Source organism: Cysteiniphilum halobium, assembly GCF_003574425.1.
In the GTDB taxonomy this organism is placed as follows: Bacteria; Pseudomonadota; Gammaproteobacteria; order Francisellales; family Francisellaceae; genus Caedibacter; species Caedibacter halobius.
Genome location: NZ_QLIU01000017.1, coordinates 34,150 through 52,442, shown reverse-complemented (window position 1 = coordinate 52,442; position 18,293 = coordinate 34,150). Strand labels below are relative to the sequence as shown.

The following is an 18,293-nucleotide window of genomic DNA, read 5'->3' as shown; positions in this document are numbered from 1 at the left end:
AAAATAGAAATATGCCTAATCAAACCTTAAAAGCCAGCTTTAGCCATCATATTCGTGGTAGCTTGCGGTTTATCTTTTTGATGATCGGTATTAGCGTATTGATCTTTGGTTTATGGAGTTACTGTGCGCCTTTAGATAGTGCGGTGATTGCCAGAGGTCAGGTAGTGGTCGGTGGCAATAAAAAAGTCATTCAACATGCTGAGGGTGGAATTATTGGTAATATTCTGGTCAAAGACGGAGATTACGTTCAGGCTGATCAGTTGTTGATTGAACTGGATAAAACCAAAGCGCATAGTGAGCTGGAAGCCGTAATAGCAGAACTGGACACCTTGCAGGTGATCGCACGGCGTTTGCAGGCAGAAGAAGCTGGTCAATCTGAGATTAACTCGATAGGATTTCGTCACAGTGACCAACGAGTTAAGGTATTTATTCATACGCAACAAACGCTACTACACAGACGATTATTAGAACGCGATAATCAGAAAGCGATTATTAGCCAGCGAATGAAACAGCAACAGACACATTTAACCTCACTGACTGCCAAAGCTCGTGCAATTAACCTACAGCTTGAGATATTGGCAGATAAATTAGCCAGTATTGAGCAGTTGCATTCACAGGATTTTGTTTCTCGTCATGAGTTAATGACATTAAAAGCTGAATATGAACAAATGGTTAGTCAGCGTGAAGTGATTAATGCAGAGCAGGAGGAAACACAGATAAAATTGCTAGAGTTTGATCATGAGTTAAAGCAACTGGATTTACATTATCACAAAACTCTGTCAGAAGAATATCAAAGCGTTTATACCAAAATAGAGGAATTAACACAACGTCAGACATTCTTGTCTGCGACCTTAGCAAGAACTGAGATTAAAGCACCTGTATCAGGCATAATTGCTGATTTACAATATCATACCTTACATGGGGTGATTGCCGCAGGTCAGAAGATACTGGAAATTGTCCCTAAAGATGCACCGTTATTAATTGAGGCACTGGTATTGAATAAAGACATTAAACGTATTGCGGTGGGGATGGAGGTTAAAATACAACTGGAAGCCTACAAGGCAAGACGCATGCCCAAACTTGAGGGTGAGGTCGTGTATATCTCTGCCGATAAATTTGATGACCCACAAATGGGCGGGGCGTTTTATAAGATTCATATTACCATCTCAGCAGCATCATTAGCTAAATTGACTAAGCCGATTGAATTACAGACAGGCTTACCTGTGACAGTGTTTATTGTTAAAGGACAGCGCAGTTTACTCGAATACTGGTTTGACCCATTAAGAGATAGCTTTTACAAAGCGATGAAAGAAGAATAAAAGAAAGATAAAGCGTATGGTAAAGATAAGAACAATAAAAAAAATAAAAATAACAGTAAAAATAGTAAAAACGATCAAAAAATCAATCACAACCTTGTGTCATGTCGTTAATGTACTCAAAGGTAAATTAGTGCGGTGGTTTCAACAACGATGGGCTATTCAAAAAAATAGCAGCGATGGGAAAGCAGTTGATACATCAAACACGTTAAATGACTTAAAAATGGCTCATGGTGATCAAGGCGAATACACAAAAGATCAAACCATTGCCGATGTCTTATCAACCTGTAAAATCGTGATTAAGTATATGCTTGTTTTTGGTGCCATCTGCAATCTGTTGCTGTTATCAAGTACGATTTATGTGATGCAGGTATTAGATCGGGTATTATCCAGTGGTAGTTATGAAACCCTGTGGATGTTAACCATTATTACTTTATTAGCACTATTGCTTTTAGCAACAATTCAAGGGGGCAGGGTTTGGCTGTTATCGAAAGTGGCACAGTGGCTGGAGAAAAAGTTGAGCGGGGCACTTTTTGCCAGTAGCATTATGTCTTCGAGTAAACTGGAAAAAGCAGTAAAAAAAGTAAAAACAGCCAAACCATCTGCGTTATTATCTTCATTGCATACACTTAAAAACTATTTAACCAGTCCTGCGTTTATCGCGGTGATTGATTTACCTTGGGCACTGTTATTTATTGTGGTGCTGTTTATTTTACATGTGTATATTGGCTGGTTAACGGTATTTGGTGCCGTGGTACTTATTTTAGTTGCCATTTTATCGCATCGCACCAGCAAGCCCTTAACCGAGCGCTATCAGAAACGTGCCAACGATAGTGCTCAACTATTATCACAGGCACAACAGAATCATGAAAGTTTACAGACAATGGGCGGGATGGAGGAAATTCAGCAAGACTGGCAACGCTTAAACGATGAAACTCAACAGGTACAGCTTACTTTAGCCAAACGTCAGACGATGATGAGTGAAATGAGTAAGTTTTTTCGCTTAACCTTACAAATTTTTGTAACAGGATTGGGCGCTTATCTGGTACTGATAAATGAGTTTACGGCAGGCGCTATTATTGCCAGTTCTGCCTTAGTAGGCAGAGCTTTGCAGCCGATAGAAATGACGATTGGTGGTTGGAAAAACTTAATGGGGGCATTACAGGCGTATCGGCAGTTAAAAAGTCATCAGGGGGAGGTGATTACCTATAACATATCAAAGACAACAAAAATGGTAAAAATGACAAAAACAAGTCATACCGATAGCCACCATACATTACAGAAATTTCAAGGCAGTATTCAGGTAGAAAAAGTCTACTATGGCTTACAGGGTGATCAATTACCTATTTTGCAGAATATCAATTTTACCGTTGCGGCAGGTCGTACTTTAGTCATCATGGGGCATAATGGCGCAGGTAAAAGCACTTTAGCAAAGCTTTTAGTCGGTTTGGTTACGCCTGAAATGGGGCAGGTACTACTAAATCATAAGGCAATATCAGATGGGGATAATCAGCAACTGGCTCAACATATGGGTTATTTACCACAAACGGTACATCTGTTTAAAGCACCGATCTGGCGCAACATTGCTCGAATGGCTTCAGACTATGATGCAGAAAAAGTCATCAAAGCGGCACAGATGATAGGCGCTGACAAGTGGATTGATCACTTGAGTGAGGGTTATAATACCAAGATTGACCCACAGCAATTATCAGCGGGGCAGATACAGCAGTTAGGACTGGCACGCGCATTTTATGGCGCACCACGACTTTTGGTGCTGGATGAACCCAGCCATTTTCTCGATGGAGAGGCAAACAGGGCACTTTCACAATCGCTGCAATCACTTAAAGCCAATAACATGACGATGATTATCATCAGCCATGATCCAACGATGATGGAAAAAGCAGATGATTTACTGATTCTGCAACAGGGTCAAATATTATTATCAGGTGAGCGTGAGAAAGTGTTACAAAAAATGGGTCATGGCAACTAGATTGGAAAAAATAAAAGAAATAAAGAAATAAAAGGTAGCCAGAACGATCAATCGTGTAATTGTCAACGTAGATATGCATATTGACATTATATGTTTTGACAATCACAGGGTTATATAAATCAATAAATATAAAGGGTTTTACGTTATTGTCATAATTGTCAAACTGTCACAGAGGTTTTGAATAGCGTTGGGTGAAAAATAATCTTTGTGCGCTTGGCATCAGGCGTTAAAATAAGATAATGTGCTTTTTCAAGCAGTTTGATTGCTTTGTCTCGTCTGACTTTGTCGCGAACAGGTGTGACACGTAAAATCTCGCGTGACGTGGTTTCAACAATATGCTTTGCTACGATAGCATCAAGCATTGATTGAGCGTCATGTTCTGCCTGTGTCAGTTTAGCTTCTCCAAAGATGCGTTGAGCTTCATTTAAATGCCATTCAATAATTTGATAAGCGGATTCAATATGCTCAGCCGATATTTCAGTACCTTGTTTACGAGTAAACAAATGAAATAGGGCAGCTAACCTTGCAATATTCTCACTGGCTTTGGATGCTAAATCATGAATTGATTGCCAGTGGTATTCATTGGCTATCGCGGTTTCGATGTGATTAAAGTATTTTATCCATACTTCCTTGGCTGTTTTGCTAAAGGTGAGTGTTGGAATGTATCCAAAACCGTATTTATCCACTGGCTGAGTGTTGTCAAGGCATGTTTTAATTCGCTTGTGAAACTTATCAAGATGTTCGGTGACGTTCTTGAATGGCTCTTTGTAATATCGATTGCCCATTGTTGAAGTAGGGTAAGCTAATAAAGTTCGCGCAAGAAAACCACTGTTTCTATTCATGCCATCACCTTTTTTGAGCATTTGTTCTAACAATAGTGGTTGCATCATTAGGTTCAGTGTAAACCGCCGATCTTTGATGAATAGATCACCGGTTGTTTTACGATGTACGGCTATGGGTTGCGCATCCCATAGCCGGTTTAGTAAGGCAACAAACTTTGTGTTGTCTTTTTGCATACTTGGGCTTGATAAGAAAATGCCTGCCTCGTCTGACCAAATACTAGTCGTTGGGTAGCCTTTGGCTAAATTCTCACTTAACGCTTCCGCGGTAATATCCTCATATTTAAGCTTGGGCAACAAAGGTATCTCTGGCTCTTCAAGCATAACCTGATCATAGTAACCATCATATTGATCTGTTTCATAACCCTGTGTGGCTAAGCGTCTAATCATCATTAGCAATCCTTTACGTTTGATTGACCACGTGGTGTACGCATTTTTGATGCGCGTATATTCTGGCATCATGGTTTTGGTTGTCTTATCCTGCCAATCCTCAACACCTTTACCAAAAATCTTATCAGCCGCCGTTTTACGTTCACCACTGGATGCAACTGTAATAAAGTACATGGATACAGGGCTGGTCAGCACATCATCGCGTGCAACATTCGCTAGCCCTTGGCAGCTTAGTGATACATTAGAAAGGGCGCTATTGGCTAATAATGCGGTCGGTTGCTGCCCATATTCAGCATAAGACTGGATAGCGTCTTTGATAATATCAGGCAAAGCATCAAGCGGGTAATCAGCTTGCTTTGCTGATATATGTGACAATGGTATGGGTGTTTTCCAATTAATTTTTCCAGTCATTGAAAATTAGCGGTGTTATTTTGGCTGAAAACATCATAACACAAAGCAGTATTGCCTGCATTTTAAAAGTCTTGCGGTGAATGATGGATAAACCAGTACCCATGTTTAAATCGCGTGGTGATAATTTTTTTATATACTTTACAGTAGTGTAAAAACGAATCTAACTTGATTGTTTTAAACTGATGGCGATGGCTGTTTTTCCCGCCAAAATAGCAAACGATAACAGTATCACCCAATAAATCCTGAGTAACTATTATCTCATAAAATTTGGTTTCTGTTTCCAAGCGCTGCATGATTTTTACCAAGCTTTATACAGTGCATTGGAGCATCGATTTGATTTTGATATCATCAAGGAGTTGATCAACCGCTACTTTTTTGATTAATGACTTTAGCACTTTAAGGCTTTAAGATTGCATTTATTGTATGGCGAGACATTGCATCGTCTGCACCATTTTCTCATCGTGTTTTGCTTGTAACCAAAAAGCTCGCCAACCTCTATATAGGTTAAGCCTTGATGAGCACATTGTCTTAGAAGGTTAGCTATTGTCTGCTTTGTTGTATTTTCAATAGCAATGCAGAAATTATCGGTAAATTGATTTTCCACACTATTGATTAGTCCTTATTGCATGATGATTTTGGGCAGCATTTCTTGAGCATAGGGATGCAGATTAAAGCGGCAATACCAACGATAATGTAGATGATGTTTTCAACAAAGCCCAGTTTGCCAAAAATGGCATGGACAAGATTGAAATGGAATAAACCAACGAGCAGCCAGTTTAAGCCGCCGATGATAATTAATATAAGTGCGATAGGGTTTAGGTATTTCATATAATGTTACTCCTTTGGTGATATATTTTTTATCAGTGACTAAAGTAGAATAATACGTCAAAATAAGCAAGCTTGTCAGCGTTTGAGTAAGGTACGCTATTTTTCTTACACAATCTAATCAGTTCTGCTATGCTGCCTTAACAACACATAATGTTGTATCAATTAATAACTATACAGAGAAGAAAAAATATGCGTAGATTGCACGGTACAGTGAAGTTTTTTAATAGTGGAAAATAGTCGAAAATAGTGGAAAAGGATTTGGCTTTATTACACCTAATAATGATGATAAAGAGGTTTTCGTACATATAATAAATCCAGGTGCGGTGGGCGTATCTTCAAGAAGGTCAAGCCTTTTCTTTTGAAGTACAACAAGGCAAAAAATGACTCAAAGCTATTGATGTTGAGTTAGTTTAATGCCCAAAATAAGGGTTGATGATCGTAACTTTTTTGAGGTGACTTTAACGCAGTTTAAACGGTTAAACTACCTTGTGAGAACGTGAGTATTATTAAAGCATTGCGAGGACTGAAATATAGATTGCCTTAGATTGCTGATATTCTCTGAGGATTAACCGCTTTCTTAGTTTTAAACCTATAGCCTATATTTTAGTTTCTGCGACAGATTATGAATGATTTTGAAAATATTTTTGATGAATAACAGCTAAAGTGTCAAAATAAAAGCATATCGATCAGACGATGAGAATGAACAGTTTTGAAAATTTTAAAAATAAATATTAAAGGCACCGTTAGCAAAGTATTTTTTAGTAATAACACATTTGTCATTGTTGGCGTAAAAGACAGCAACCATAATGAACATAAATATTTTAGATTTAAGGGTTTTTGCCAAACACCATTAAAAGCAGGTGATTCAGTGCTTATTACGAGAGGATATTTTAAGGATAGTGATTATGGCGCGCAAATTGAAAAGGGTACGATGATTGTCGTTAATGAGGTACAGCAAGGCAAATCCCCGTTAGTTCATGATGTAGTAGTGCCTAATCACACAGTAGAAATCAATCACAATATGCCTAAAAAATTTGAACTAACGAGAGAGCAGCAAAATTGTATTATTGCCGCTCAAGCACAAAAGGATTTAAAAATAAAAGCTTATGCGGGAACGGGTAAAACATCTACGTTAGTTGAGATTGCAAAGCGCTTGTCAGGTAAGGGGTTATACTTGGCATACAATAAGGCAATACAAATAGACGCTGTACAAAAGTTTCCTGCCAATGTTGACTGTAAAACGGCTCATTCATTAGCTTATGGTTATTTCTATGATTATATTCAAGACAGAATAGAAACACTGAACCCATTAACGATACTCTCACATGTTGATATGCGTGCTACAGGAGGCATGCAGCCCTATGAGCTTGCCTTTTTGGTCATCAAAGTATTAAGGTTGTTTTGTAACTCAGGCAATTCGGTTATTGATGGCTCGATCACAGATCATAGTGAGTTTGAAGCTTACAAAGGCGAAAATGAAAACAAAGACGTGTTAAATTATATTGTCGAAAAAGCCAAATCCTACTGGGATAAGGCAGTTGCAGATAACGCGACTGTGCCAATAGAACATGATTTTTATTTGAAGATGTATCAATTGGTTAAACCTAACCTTGGTCATCGGTATCATTATCTATTATTCGATGAGTGTCAGGACGCAAACCCAGTGATTATAGACATTATTTTAAATCAGGGATGTCAAAAAATATGCGTTGGTGATGAACATCAGCAGATATATTCTTGGCGTGGTGCCGTGAATGCTTATGATAAATTTGATGGTGAGTCTTATTATTTAAGCCAATCGTTCAGATTCGGTGAGCGCATTGCAAATCTAGCAAGCGCTATCTTGTATTTAAAAAAAGAAAAAATCTCATTAAAAGGTAATGCGGATATAAATAGTGTTATATCTAGTGACAAGCCAAGCATATATACTTATTTGTGTCGAACGAATGCGGGGTTAATTAGTCGGTTGATTGACAATATCAAGAAGAAGCTACACGTTGTTGGTGGTATTCATGAAGTGATCGAGTTAGCCAAAAGTGGCTTTGCACTGTATCAAGGTAACAATGAGGAAGTAAGGCATAATAAAATACGTGGCTTTAAGAATTGGGATGCCTTAAAGAAATTCAAAGAGGACTTTGAAGACCCTGATATAACCTTTCTTGTCAATATTATTGATCGTTACGGTGATCATTTTGATGAAGTTATTAAGCAGATCGAAAACGCAAAGTATGTTAGTGAAAATAATGCCAATATTATTTTTTCAACCATTCATAAGTCAAAAGGGCGAGAATGGGATAATGTTGTGATTGGCGATGATTTTACGCTATTCACTAAAGATGATGGTATGCAAGAGTTATTGAAAGAGCAATCAGAAGAATTTAATTTACTGTATGTTGCTATAACAAGAACCAAGTATAAGTTGTGCTTAGAAAAAGATGCTGATAAATTCATGAAAAGGGTACAGGCTTATGTTGAGCCAATCATTGCATCTTTGCCAAAAGAAGAAGTTAAACCGCACCCGAAACCTATCGTTGACAGTTTAAATGAGGTACATGATGATGGGTTGCCGTTTTGAGTAAATAAACCATTTGAGAAGTGTATAAATTTTATTGTAAGATTTAACCAACTAAATTGAGCAGTATTTTAGGGTATTAAATAATGGCATTATCAGATAAAAAGCGTTTGGCTAAATTACAAAAAAAGAAGCAAAAACGTAAGAATAAGCGTAATAAAAAAAGTAAATCTCCTCATTATCTAACCCGTTCAGATGTGTATTCGCCTACGCCTTTTTTTGGGTTGTCAGATTATGAGCAAGATTATGATGATGTTCATATCATCATTGAAACACACATTAAAGAGATTAATTACTTGAGTGATGATTATGATGAATTTGAAGACAGAGATCATGATGTTAACCCAGATAGCACTTATAAAGGCTGCCCAGTTCATAAGTTAATAGAAACAACAATAGAGTATTTAAAGATTTTAAGCGTTAGGTTGGATAACAAATACCATTTTGGCTTAGATACTTTTTATTATTTATCAATTGCTGTTGATGGTTGGAATTTAGCAAAAGATCATACAGTTGATATAAATCAAGTCGCCAATGAGTTAGAAGATGAATTAGATTGTTATGGTTACGATATTGATTCAGATGAGATTATTTCAGCTTTAGAATTTGCATCTAATGAGGTTAAGAATGATACAGATGATACATGTTCTTGTTTTGTTATAGAGTCATTAAGATTAGTTTACGATGAAGGTGATATTGATTTTATTGATCTTGAATTAAAAGCATTCAAAAATCGAAAGTCAGAATTACTAGAAAAAGTTAGGAATGGTGAGTTTTAAATCTTATGATTTAATGCATTTCAATTGACACCAACCCCAAACCAAACTAATTTAATTATCAACAACACCTAGAATCAAAGGCTCAACGATGCGTTTTAACCTTGCCCAACGCAAAAACCTAAAAGCAGATATTTCAACCCTCAGCCAAATAACCCATTTGCTCAATTACAAAAAGAAAACCTTTATTGAACAATCCAGTGAGGACGATTTCAACAATGCCCTTGATTATGTCAACAACACGATAGCTAAGCTCGAAGATAAAAGGCAAAATTTGCCGATAGGGCATAGGTATACTGGGGTGTTTTATTTGAAGAAGCCTTACACGATACCGAGTGAAGCAATGAAGATTAAAGGGGCAGCTTTTGTTAGGGAGGATTTAGTTATGTGGACGATTGAGGCTGATGATGAGTATGTTAAAAATGTTTACTATGTGCGTGAGGTTTATCTCGATAAGGAAATGACGGTTAGGTTGAAGAGGGAGGATTGTGTGGAGGTTTTTGAAGAAAACTAATAGATCAATCATCAATGTATTTTGCTGTTCTTTATGTATAATAGCCTGAAACATATAGCTGATAATGATTTTTAGAATGGCAAACGAAAGAAAAACTGATTTTTTTATAGGGGCATTGCTTACTAGTGCCAATATTGACTTCACCCCAAATGGAAGTGATATAAAAGAAGTAGCAGATGCTTTAAAATCATCATCTAAAAAGGGTACTGGAAAGTCTGGGTATCCTGAATTTATTGCTAAAGTTAAGGATTATCTTATTGTTATTGAAAACAAGGCTGACACAGATAGGCAAGCAATATATGTAGATGATGATCAATTGCAACTGGATTTAGATATAAAGTCTGTCACTAATTATGCAGAAAATGGTGCATTACATTATGCTAAACATATAGTAGAAAAAACAACGTATAAAAAAAATATTTGCTTTCGGTTGTTCAGGTGATGAAAAGCACCATAAAATTAGACCCATTTTTATTGATAGTGAAAAACAATATAAGCTTTTAGAGTATGTAGAAAATTTTGAAAATTTTAGCGATGACAATATTGACAAATACTATAATGAACAAGTTTTAGGTGAAACACCAGTAGAGACTTTAGAGCTTCAAGATATATTGAAAAAATCAAAAGAGCTACACGAGGATTTACGAAATTATGGGCAGCTAGGTGATTCTGAAAAACCTTTAGTAGTTTCTGCTTTATTATTAGCTTTAAGCGAGAAAGATTTTAATATAGATACGCTTACTGGTGATCATATTACAACAGATGGCAAGAAAATATTTGATTATATGGATTCATATATGAAAAGAGTAGAAGTAATGCCAGGTATAAAAAAAGATAAAGTTCTCAATCAATTCAATCTTATAAAAGACAGGGCAATATTAAACAAGGCAGATAAAAGGAATGATAAAAATAACCCAAAAGATAAAAAGATTGAAAAAACACCATTAAGACATTTTGCTGAGTACTTACAAAAGAATATATTATCAACAATAAAAAAGAGTTCAACAGAGGATGTATTAGGACGATTTTATGGTGAATTTATCAGATACAGTGGTGGTGATGGTCAGTCTTTAGGCGTTGTTTTGACTCCACGTCACATTACAGATATTTTCTGTAAACTTCTTGAGGTTAAGCCTAGCGATATAATATTTGACCCCTGCTGTGGCACTGGTGGTTTTTTAATTGCAGCAATGCACCATATGTTAGAAAAATCAAAGAGCAAGAAACAACGAGATAAAATTAAAAAAGACCATTTACATGGTGTCGAGATCAGAGAAGATATGTTTTCGGTTGCTACAACCAATATGATTTTAAGGGGTGATGGCAAAAGTAATCTTGAAAACAAGGATTTTTTGTTAATGCCAACAGAAAAAATTAGGGGAAAGAAATGTACCGTTGGCATGATGAACCCGCCGTATTCTCAGGCAAAAGGCAAGGATACCAAACATCTTTCAGAAATATGTTTTATTGAGCATTTGCTAGATAGTTTAGTAGAGGGCGGAAGAAGTGCCGTCATTATTCCTCAATCAACGATGGTAGGCAAAACGAGTGAGGATAAAAAAGTTAAAATGAGTATCCTTAAAAAACATACTCTTGAGGGCGTTATTACTTTAAATAAAAACACTTTTTATGGGGTTGGGACGAATGCTTGCATTGCAATTTTCACGTCACATAAACCTCATGATGAAAAGAAGTATTGTAAATTTATTAACTTTGAAGATGATGGCTACGAAGTTCAAAAGCATGTTGGTTTGGTTGCAACAACCAGAGCAGAAGAGAAACAAGCCCATCTTTTAGATTGTTGGTTACATGGTAAGCCCGCCGAATCTAAATTCATGGTATCAACAACAATTGAATCAGACGATGAATGGTTGCATTCATTTTATTATTTCAATGATGAGATACCAAAGGATTCAGACTTTGATAAAACAATATCAGACTACCTAACTTTTGAGTTAAGTATGGTTATGCAGGGTAAAGAATATCTTTTTGATGGGGTAAATTAAAATGAGCCTTAAATCACGAGAATGGAAAGAGTTTTTATTTACTGATATTTTTGATATAAAAAAAGGTTTTTATAATAAGAAGCCAAAAGGCGGTAACATTATAAAAAAAATCCCATTTTTAGGCGCTACAGCAAGCAATAACGGTGTTACTTCATTTTATTCGATTAATGATATTAAAAACAGCTCAAAATTAGGCTATGGTAATAATGAAATTTTAGATCAAAAAATATTCAAAGGAAATTGTATAGCTGTAACAAATAATGGTTCTGTAGGTTATGCTTATTATCAACCCCATGACTTTACATGTAGCCATGATATTAATCCTTTATATTTGAAGAACAAGAATCTAAATGGTCATTTAGCTATGTTTTTGATATGTGCTATTGAGAAGCAGAAAGTATGTTTTGAATATGCGCGCAAATGGAGACCATCAAGAATGATTAAGTCAAAAATTATTTTGCCAAAAAGTATAAATGGTCAACCTGATTATGATTTTATGGAGCAATACATAAAGGAAAAATATAGAGGAAAACTGATCAACTATAAGAATTTTTTAGATTCTAAATTATTAGAATCACCTAAGCAGAATATTAAGCCACTGAAAGAAGTTGAATGGAGTATATTTAAAATAGGGGAGTTGTTTACGCTTTCTCAAGGGAAATCAAAAGGTTTAAATCATTTAATTAAATCAAATGTAGGAGTAAATTATTTAGGGGCTACAAACCTTAATAATGCTGTTCTATGCCAAGTGGATAAAGTAGAGTCGCTATTACATAAAGGGAATGCGATTGCTTTTATTAGAAATGGTGAAGGCTCAATGGGGTATTCTGTTTATAAATCTGAAGAGTTTATTGCAACGTCAGATATATCTGTTGGATATAATAAAAGATTAAATAAATATATAGGTACATTTATCACAACTATAGCTGATCAAGTAAGGGGAAAATACAATTTTGGATATAAAAGAAATGGCAAAAGATTAAGTAATGAGAATGTTTTATTGCCATCTAGAAATAAAAAAGTCCCTGATTATGAATATATGGAATCCTACGTTAAAAACTTTGAATATAAACGACTAGAAAAAATGAAATCATATCTTGATAGAAAAATAGCCAAACATGCCAACTAAAAAACCCCGCAAAAAATCAGGCAAAATAAAATCATGGCGTTGTCACCTACGCTGTGACTTCACCAAACCCAACGACACCAATACCTACATCGAAAGATGCAGCGTCACTGTCGGCATATCTAACCTTGCCAAAGCCAAGGAAACCTACGACTTGCACGATGCGGTTGCGGATTGGCTTAAGGAAACCAGAGATGACAACGGTTATAGCAATGATTTTGTAATGGTAGTTGAGAGAAGGGAGCCGATAAGGTAAGATCAACGACTACCTAACAATAACAAGGATAGCGCACATGGAAAATAAAACAGACAAAATCAATGAAGCATACGACATGATTAAAGACGGTATGCCAAAGTCAGTTATAGCAAAAATGTTAGGCATGACTGAAAACGAAATAGATCATTTGCAGCGAGTAGTTAAGTGGTAAATTATTAGCTCTAATTTATGGAATTTCAAAAATTAAGGCATGAGATATGAGCAATCAAAAGCAAATTCAAGCATTACAATTTGAGGTATTAAAAAAGCTTGGTGAAATGGTTAACCTAGTTGATGAAGGTAAAAATAAAACAGCTGAATCTATACCAATAATGGCGATTGTATTAGCGGGGTGCGTTTCAGCGGTAGCTGACCTTTTAGAATTAAACCAAGAGGGTGCCTCGTATGTGCTGTACAAGGAAGCGGAAGCCGCTATACAGCAGGGTGGGCTTAAAAATATACGAAAAAAACAAGCATCAGGTGGTGTTAAGTATTCAGTTTCAGATATCAAGGAAAATGACTTTGAAAATGGCATGAACTATTTAGGTCAAGAGCTGTCAACAACGCTGTTTAGCTCGATTCATGAGTTACCTGAAACAATGCGCAAGCCAGAAATGTTATTAAGAGGAGTTGAATGTTTACTTGCTAATTTGTTAAATCAAAAATTTTGCGGTTTAGGCGATGTACATAATATTCTTGATTCATTATGCGAGCATGTACATATGAATTTAAAAGCATTAGACAATAAAGTTGTTCCAATCAAATAAGGTTTGAGAAATGAGCCTAGACAACGCCAATATTACCGACAACATGCTACTGGAAAACAAAGCAAGGCGTATTATTGAAAGTAACCAAGATATTTCAACTGGTGCATTGATTGATAAGCTCAAAAAGAAAGCAACACCGCAAAGCATGATTGACAAGTTAGTTGTCGTTGACGAAGCACAGCAGCTTAATAACATCCTACGCAGAATTAGTGCTAAGTACCCATTAATCAAAGGCAAAACGGATTATGACAAGAAGCAAAAGCTGTTAAAATATTTGCTAAACAAGGGTTTTGATTATCCGTTGGTGCGAAAGGGGATTGATGAGTATTTTAGTGATAACGAATAGGGCGTTACAGTGACAAAGAAAAAAGACCTTAGCAAACCCAAGTATGATGAATTTGTCAAATTTAACCTTGAGCAACGAGATATTGCCGAAGAATTGATTAGGCAAATATTACCGCAAGAGTTATCTAATCTTGCTGAGTTTGACAAAATGCAGCTTGAACCCAGTGAGCATATTGATCCTGAGCTTAGGAAGTTAATTAGCGATGTGCTTTGGAGTATTCCCATTAAAGGCAAACAAGCCTATATCTATTTGTTGATAGAGCATGAGAGTGGTTTAAAGGGGCATGATCTTTTGCCTTTTAGATTCCATAAGTATGTCATTAGGATAATGGAAAAGCACTTAGCCAAGGGCAATGACAAGTTACCTATTGTTATGCCAATTTTGCTTTATCATGGTACAAAAGAAAATTACCCGCATAGCGTTAGTATTTTTAATTGTTTCGAGAGCAAAACACTGGCACAGAAATATGCATTTAATGATATAAGGCTAATTGACCTAACCGTGATGAGTGATGATGAAATTGCCAAACAAGGGTTTAGGTTTTTCTTTGAATTGGTGCTAAAATACGCAAGAGATAAAGAACTTGCCAAGCGATTAGTAGAGTTATTGGAATCACACCCTGAACTTGCTAATTATTTTGATGGTAAAGATTTTAAAAAAGCGTTTGTTAATTTGCTTATGAGTTTGGATTTAGATTCAGAGTATGTAGCAAGTGAGACGTTAAAGAAATTAGACAACTTAACAGGGGTTGATATTATGACTTTAAGGCAACAGTGGGAAGAAAAAGCGCAGCAGCAAGGTATGCAGCAAGGGCGTTTTCTTGAGAAACAGGAAACGGCACGTAATTTTTTAGGCATGGGTGTATCTGTTGATCATGTTGTCAAGGGTACTGGACTCGACCTTGATACGGTACTTAAGCTTAAAAAAGAAGTGGATAGTAAAACGCAACACTAATCCATGAAGTCAAATTTTAAAGTCAAATGTGACCGATGCAAACGTGCCAAGGATTCGGTGAAGCGTATTTGTATCGGGAGCCACAAACAAGGTTATCGTTATTTAATGTTATGCTTGCGCTGTCGTTGGTTTAGGTTATTTGAGGTGATCAGATAACTGTTACGGACACGCTAATATTCAACGCAACTTACGTTGCACATATCTCCTTTGCTTGTTGCAGTGAAAAATTTGCGGAGTATGAAATATAATCAAAAGTGGTTGGTTTTGATTAAGGGGTCAAGGTTGGTGTTGTTAGCCAAGCGGGGGGAATCCGAAACGAGCGCACACACTCCCATTAGTACGTACTATGCTATCACAATTTAAAGATTTTGACCAGAAAAAACGCCTCAAAAATAACAAATAAATATCGCTAAACCCCTTATAAAATATAGCTTTATGCTTGCTTTTTTCTGTCGTTTTGGTATAATAACCACATGCTTAATTAAGGCATCAACTAACGCTTAGAGTTGTAAAATATTTAAGCATTTATTTTTTAAGGACAACAAAAAAGGCGACTATCCGAACCGCAAAATTTAGATAAGTCACCTTTTAAGCAATGAGGTTATAATATGTCAAATATTACTCAATCTGTCAACACGACAAATCAAAATAATCAATCCCCTATACAATCAAGCAACAGTTATGTTGATGAAGTCATTACTAGATCAGAGGCAATATAACAGAGATTAGATCAGTTAATTCTGCCACTGTTGGCATAAAAGTCACAATCAACAAAACAACCATCGTTAAACCGTCCTTTTAACCTAACCACAAAAGGGCATTAACACAATTTTGTATAGGAGAATTTTTGTCATGGGATTAGATATGTACGCTTACAAAACCAGTAAGGAAAATATCAATAATGCTGTAAACGTCATCGATGAGAAAAAACTAGAGGGGGTTTTTTATTGGCGCAAACATCCTAATTTACATGGATGGTTTGAACGTCTTTACCGCAACAAAGGCGGTGATAGTGAAGAATTTAATTGCAATTACGTGGAAGTTACAACAGACGACATAAACCAACTTGAAAAAATCGTTAATCAAAAAGGATTGCCTTATACCACTGGCTATTTTTTTGGTGAATCTGAACCAGAACACATCAACGAAGATTTAGAATTTATTGCAAAAGCTAGGGAAATTTTAAGCAAAGGTGAAAGTCTTGTTTATTTTTCTTGGTGGTAATTATCAGTAATCAACCATATTAACAGCCTAAGTTAATCAATCAATTAAGGAATTTCACAATGGAACAGAACACAACAGCAGTTACAAACCCACAAAACGAACAAACAAATGTCACAGTAACGAAAGACAACCCAACCAATCAACCCACAATCACCACGGAAACAGCCTTTAGCAAGGACACAATCAAGCAAGAATTAGCCGAGCTTGGCTTAGACGGCTTAGCGTTTGACTATGCCAGTTTTCCCCTTATATCGCTAAAGGGAAATGCTTTTGAAATGAAAGCCGATCCTGATTATAACCCTAACAGCTTCATTGTTACGGTGATCAAGACCACTGAAAAGCACGTTTTAAGTGATGCAGACGATGACAACTATAGCGACGTTAAATACTCCCCAGATGGCATTGTTACAACAGTTGGAGAGCCGTTAAAGCACTTCATTGCTAAAATGGCAGAAGAGGGTAGAAAACCGATAGTGAAGCGGTATCTCGACGTACTCGTGCAACTTCACACCAATGATAAGCACAATAAAAAATTAGTGGTGCTATCCATATCCCCTACCAGTGTATCAAGGGTCAGCGGTTTCTTTTATCAGCTAAAACTTCAAGGCAAAATAACCCAACTCCCACAGTTAAAAATTCAAGTATCCAAAGGCGAGACCAAGAAAAGCAAAGGGAATCACCAGTACCGACTATGGCACTTTGAGTTAGTCGAACAAGGACAAGAAGCCGCTTAGTTTAAGCGTTATTTAAACAACAAAATACAGTGAAATTTTTAACGTGTGCTACAGGCACAGGGAGCAAGTCATCATGTTTTTTAGATCAAAAATCAAAAGCAAAAATATCACCGCAAAACAAAGCAGTCTTAAATCGCGTACAATCAGCGTTATCAAGTGGGATAGGCACAACATCAAGAAAGACGCTAAAAACAGCGTCAGCGTCCTTAAAAATGGCAATGACAGCAAAAAGGATACGGTTGTATCGATATTGCCGTATTTAAAGCGTGACGTGAGTAACATGGGAGGATTCTTAGCATGAGTAATATTAAAAAAATCTACCCATTAAACAAAATCATCAACAACCTAAGCAATGAAGACTACCACGCAAGCGACCCTATTTCATCCAGCAACTGTAAAGACTTGCTGATCAGTCCTTGGCTTTACAATTACAAACGTCAAAATCAAATGGAGCCAACGCCCGCGATGAAGTTTGGTACACTGTTTCATTCGTTGGTACTGGAGCCTAAGACCTTTGATGATGAATACGTGGTTGCCGATATTCCCAAGCGTAACACCAAGCAAGGCAAAGCGGATTATCAGGAGTTAATCGAAACGGTAGGCGCAAGGCAGCTTGTCAGTACCGATGATTTTTTGCAAGCGCAGACAATGCGCCACAATCTAGCAAAAAATGAGTTAGTCAGGACGCTGCTAAATAAAGGTGTTGCTGAACAATCGGTTTTTTGGATAGATGAAGCAAGCAAGGTAAATTGTAAGGCGCGAGCGGATTATATCAATCTTGAGCAGGGCTATATAGTTGACTTAAAGACCACCTCAAGCTTGGCGGATGATATTAATTTTAGCTTTACCACCAGAAAATACCATTATGACCTATCAGCAAGCTTTTACGTTGATGGATTCAAGCAAGCCACTGGTAAAAACGGTAAAGACTTTGATTTTTATTTTATTGCGATTGAAACTAACCCCCCATTCAACTATGGCGTTTATAAGCTATCACAGGGTTTAATCGAACAGGGCAGGGGGAAGTATACCCAAGCGTTAGAAATCTTTGTTAAGACAAGGGAAAGGGGCAATTTTAACGTGCCTTACAATGGCGGGAACTTGATCGAGTTAGTGGCTTAGATAGTTAGGCAATTAATAAAAATAAAAAGGTTGTGTACTTGATAGGAAAATCGATATAAAACGCCTCTGTCTATTTATCAACCCAAGTACACACCTTAACCATAGACAAAATTTAAGAGGAT

At 36.6% G+C, this 18,293-nt stretch carries 20 protein-coding genes; 18 read left to right on the top strand and 2 right to left on the bottom strand.

Features of this window, described 5'->3' with window-relative positions; genetic code table 11:
• Positions 1 to 11: 11 nt before the first annotated feature.
• Together DNK85_RS04460 and DNK85_RS04455 are read left to right on the top strand one after the other, a co-directional pair.
• Positions 12 to 1,319, top strand: a complete 1,308-nt coding sequence (locus tag DNK85_RS04460) for an HlyD family type I secretion periplasmic adaptor subunit (protein WP_119328372.1) — start codon at positions 12 to 14, stop codon at positions 1,317 to 1,319.
• Positions 1,320 to 1,335: 16 nt separating this feature from the next.
• Positions 1,336 to 3,306: a type I secretion system permease/ATPase gene (locus DNK85_RS04455; RefSeq protein WP_119328371.1), complete on the top strand. Its 1,971-nt coding sequence runs from the start codon at positions 1,336 to 1,338 to the stop codon at positions 3,304 to 3,306.
• A 158-nt stretch (positions 3,307 to 3,464) separates the two neighbouring features.
• On the opposite strand, the gene DNK85_RS04450 is transcribed toward DNK85_RS04455, so the two are convergent.
• Both DNK85_RS04450 and DNK85_RS04440 read right to left on the bottom strand, forming a co-directional pair.
• A complete protein-coding gene (locus DNK85_RS04450) occupies positions 3,465 to 4,946 on the bottom strand; it encodes a YfjI family protein (protein WP_119328370.1) in 1,482 nt (493 codons plus the stop codon).
• Between the two features lie 612 nt (positions 4,947 to 5,558).
• Positions 5,559 to 5,774 (bottom strand): DUF378 domain-containing protein, encoded by a 216-nt coding sequence (locus DNK85_RS04440; protein WP_119328368.1) that lies wholly within the window; start codon positions 5,772 to 5,774, stop codon positions 5,559 to 5,561.
• A 233-nt stretch (positions 5,775 to 6,007) separates the two neighbouring features.
• On the opposite strand from DNK85_RS04440, the gene DNK85_RS04435 reads away from it, so the two are divergent.
• The 16 genes from DNK85_RS04435 to DNK85_RS04370 all read left to right on the top strand — a co-directional run bounded on the left by DNK85_RS04435 (position 6,008) and on the right by DNK85_RS04370 (position 18,171).
• Complete coding sequence (locus tag DNK85_RS04435) at positions 6,008 to 6,136, top strand: cold-shock protein (protein ID WP_407919660.1); 129 nt, start codon at positions 6,008 to 6,010, stop codon at positions 6,134 to 6,136.
• Between the two features lie 347 nt (positions 6,137 to 6,483).
• Positions 6,484 to 8,349 carry a UvrD-helicase domain-containing protein gene (locus tag DNK85_RS04430; RefSeq protein ID WP_119328367.1) on the top strand — a complete coding sequence of 622 codons (1,866 nt, stop codon included), beginning with the start codon at positions 6,484 to 6,486 and terminating at the stop codon, positions 8,347 to 8,349.
• Positions 8,350 to 8,432: 83 nt separating this feature from the next.
• Positions 8,433 to 9,125 (top strand): hypothetical protein, encoded by a 693-nt coding sequence (locus DNK85_RS04425; protein WP_119328366.1) that lies wholly within the window; start codon positions 8,433 to 8,435, stop codon positions 9,123 to 9,125.
• A gap of 88 nt (positions 9,126 to 9,213) precedes the next feature.
• Complete coding sequence (locus DNK85_RS04420; protein ID WP_119328365.1) at positions 9,214 to 9,636, top strand: RNA-binding protein; 423 nt, start codon at positions 9,214 to 9,216, stop codon at positions 9,634 to 9,636.
• A gap of 76 nt (positions 9,637 to 9,712) precedes the next feature.
• Positions 9,713 to 10,078: a hypothetical protein gene (locus DNK85_RS11760; RefSeq protein WP_208123134.1), complete on the top strand. Its 366-nt coding sequence runs from the start codon at positions 9,713 to 9,715 to the stop codon at positions 10,076 to 10,078.
• Between the two features lie 169 nt (positions 10,079 to 10,247).
• Entirely contained in the window at positions 10,248 to 11,642 is a 1,395-nt protein-coding gene (locus tag DNK85_RS04415; protein WP_208123133.1) for an HsdM family class I SAM-dependent methyltransferase, read from the top strand.
• Position 11,643: 1 nt separating this feature from the next.
• Positions 11,644 to 12,771: a restriction endonuclease subunit S gene (locus DNK85_RS04410; protein WP_119328364.1), complete on the top strand. Its 1,128-nt coding sequence runs from the start codon at positions 11,644 to 11,646 to the stop codon at positions 12,769 to 12,771.
• Positions 12,761 to 13,024: a hypothetical protein gene (locus tag DNK85_RS04405; RefSeq protein ID WP_119328363.1), complete on the top strand. Its 264-nt coding sequence runs from the start codon at positions 12,761 to 12,763 to the stop codon at positions 13,022 to 13,024. The genes DNK85_RS04410 and DNK85_RS04405 overlap by 11 nt, the downstream gene beginning before the upstream one ends.
• Positions 13,025 to 13,061: 37 nt before the next feature.
• Positions 13,062 to 13,196 carry a helix-turn-helix domain-containing protein gene (locus tag DNK85_RS11900; RefSeq protein ID WP_268876829.1) on the top strand — a complete coding sequence of 45 codons (135 nt, stop codon included), beginning with the start codon at positions 13,062 to 13,064 and terminating at the stop codon, positions 13,194 to 13,196.
• 46 nt (positions 13,197 to 13,242) lie between these two features.
• On the top strand, positions 13,243 to 13,791 hold the full coding sequence (locus DNK85_RS04400) for a hypothetical protein (RefSeq protein WP_119328362.1): 549 nt from the start codon (positions 13,243 to 13,245) through the stop codon (positions 13,789 to 13,791).
• 10 nt (positions 13,792 to 13,801) lie between these two features.
• Complete coding sequence (locus tag DNK85_RS04395) at positions 13,802 to 14,137, top strand: RecX family transcriptional regulator (RefSeq protein ID WP_119328361.1); 336 nt, start codon at positions 13,802 to 13,804, stop codon at positions 14,135 to 14,137.
• A gap of 9 nt (positions 14,138 to 14,146) precedes the next feature.
• A complete protein-coding gene (locus tag DNK85_RS04390) occupies positions 14,147 to 15,091 on the top strand; it encodes an Rpn family recombination-promoting nuclease/putative transposase (protein ID WP_119328360.1) in 945 nt (314 codons plus the stop codon).
• A gap of 852 nt (positions 15,092 to 15,943) precedes the next feature.
• Entirely contained in the window at positions 15,944 to 16,315 is a 372-nt protein-coding gene (locus DNK85_RS04385) for a phosphoglycerate kinase (RefSeq protein WP_119328359.1), read from the top strand.
• A 59-nt stretch (positions 16,316 to 16,374) separates the two neighbouring features.
• Entirely contained in the window at positions 16,375 to 17,049 is a 675-nt protein-coding gene (locus DNK85_RS04380; RefSeq protein WP_119328358.1) for a hypothetical protein, read from the top strand.
• Positions 17,050 to 17,122: 73 nt separating this feature from the next.
• Positions 17,123 to 17,350: a hypothetical protein gene (locus DNK85_RS04375; RefSeq protein WP_119328357.1), complete on the top strand. Its 228-nt coding sequence runs from the start codon at positions 17,123 to 17,125 to the stop codon at positions 17,348 to 17,350.
• Positions 17,347 to 18,171 (top strand): PD-(D/E)XK nuclease-like domain-containing protein, encoded by an 825-nt coding sequence (locus tag DNK85_RS04370; protein ID WP_119328356.1) that lies wholly within the window; start codon positions 17,347 to 17,349, stop codon positions 18,169 to 18,171. The genes DNK85_RS04375 and DNK85_RS04370 overlap by 4 nt, the downstream gene beginning before the upstream one ends.
• The last annotated feature ends 122 nt before the right edge of the window (positions 18,172 to 18,293 follow it).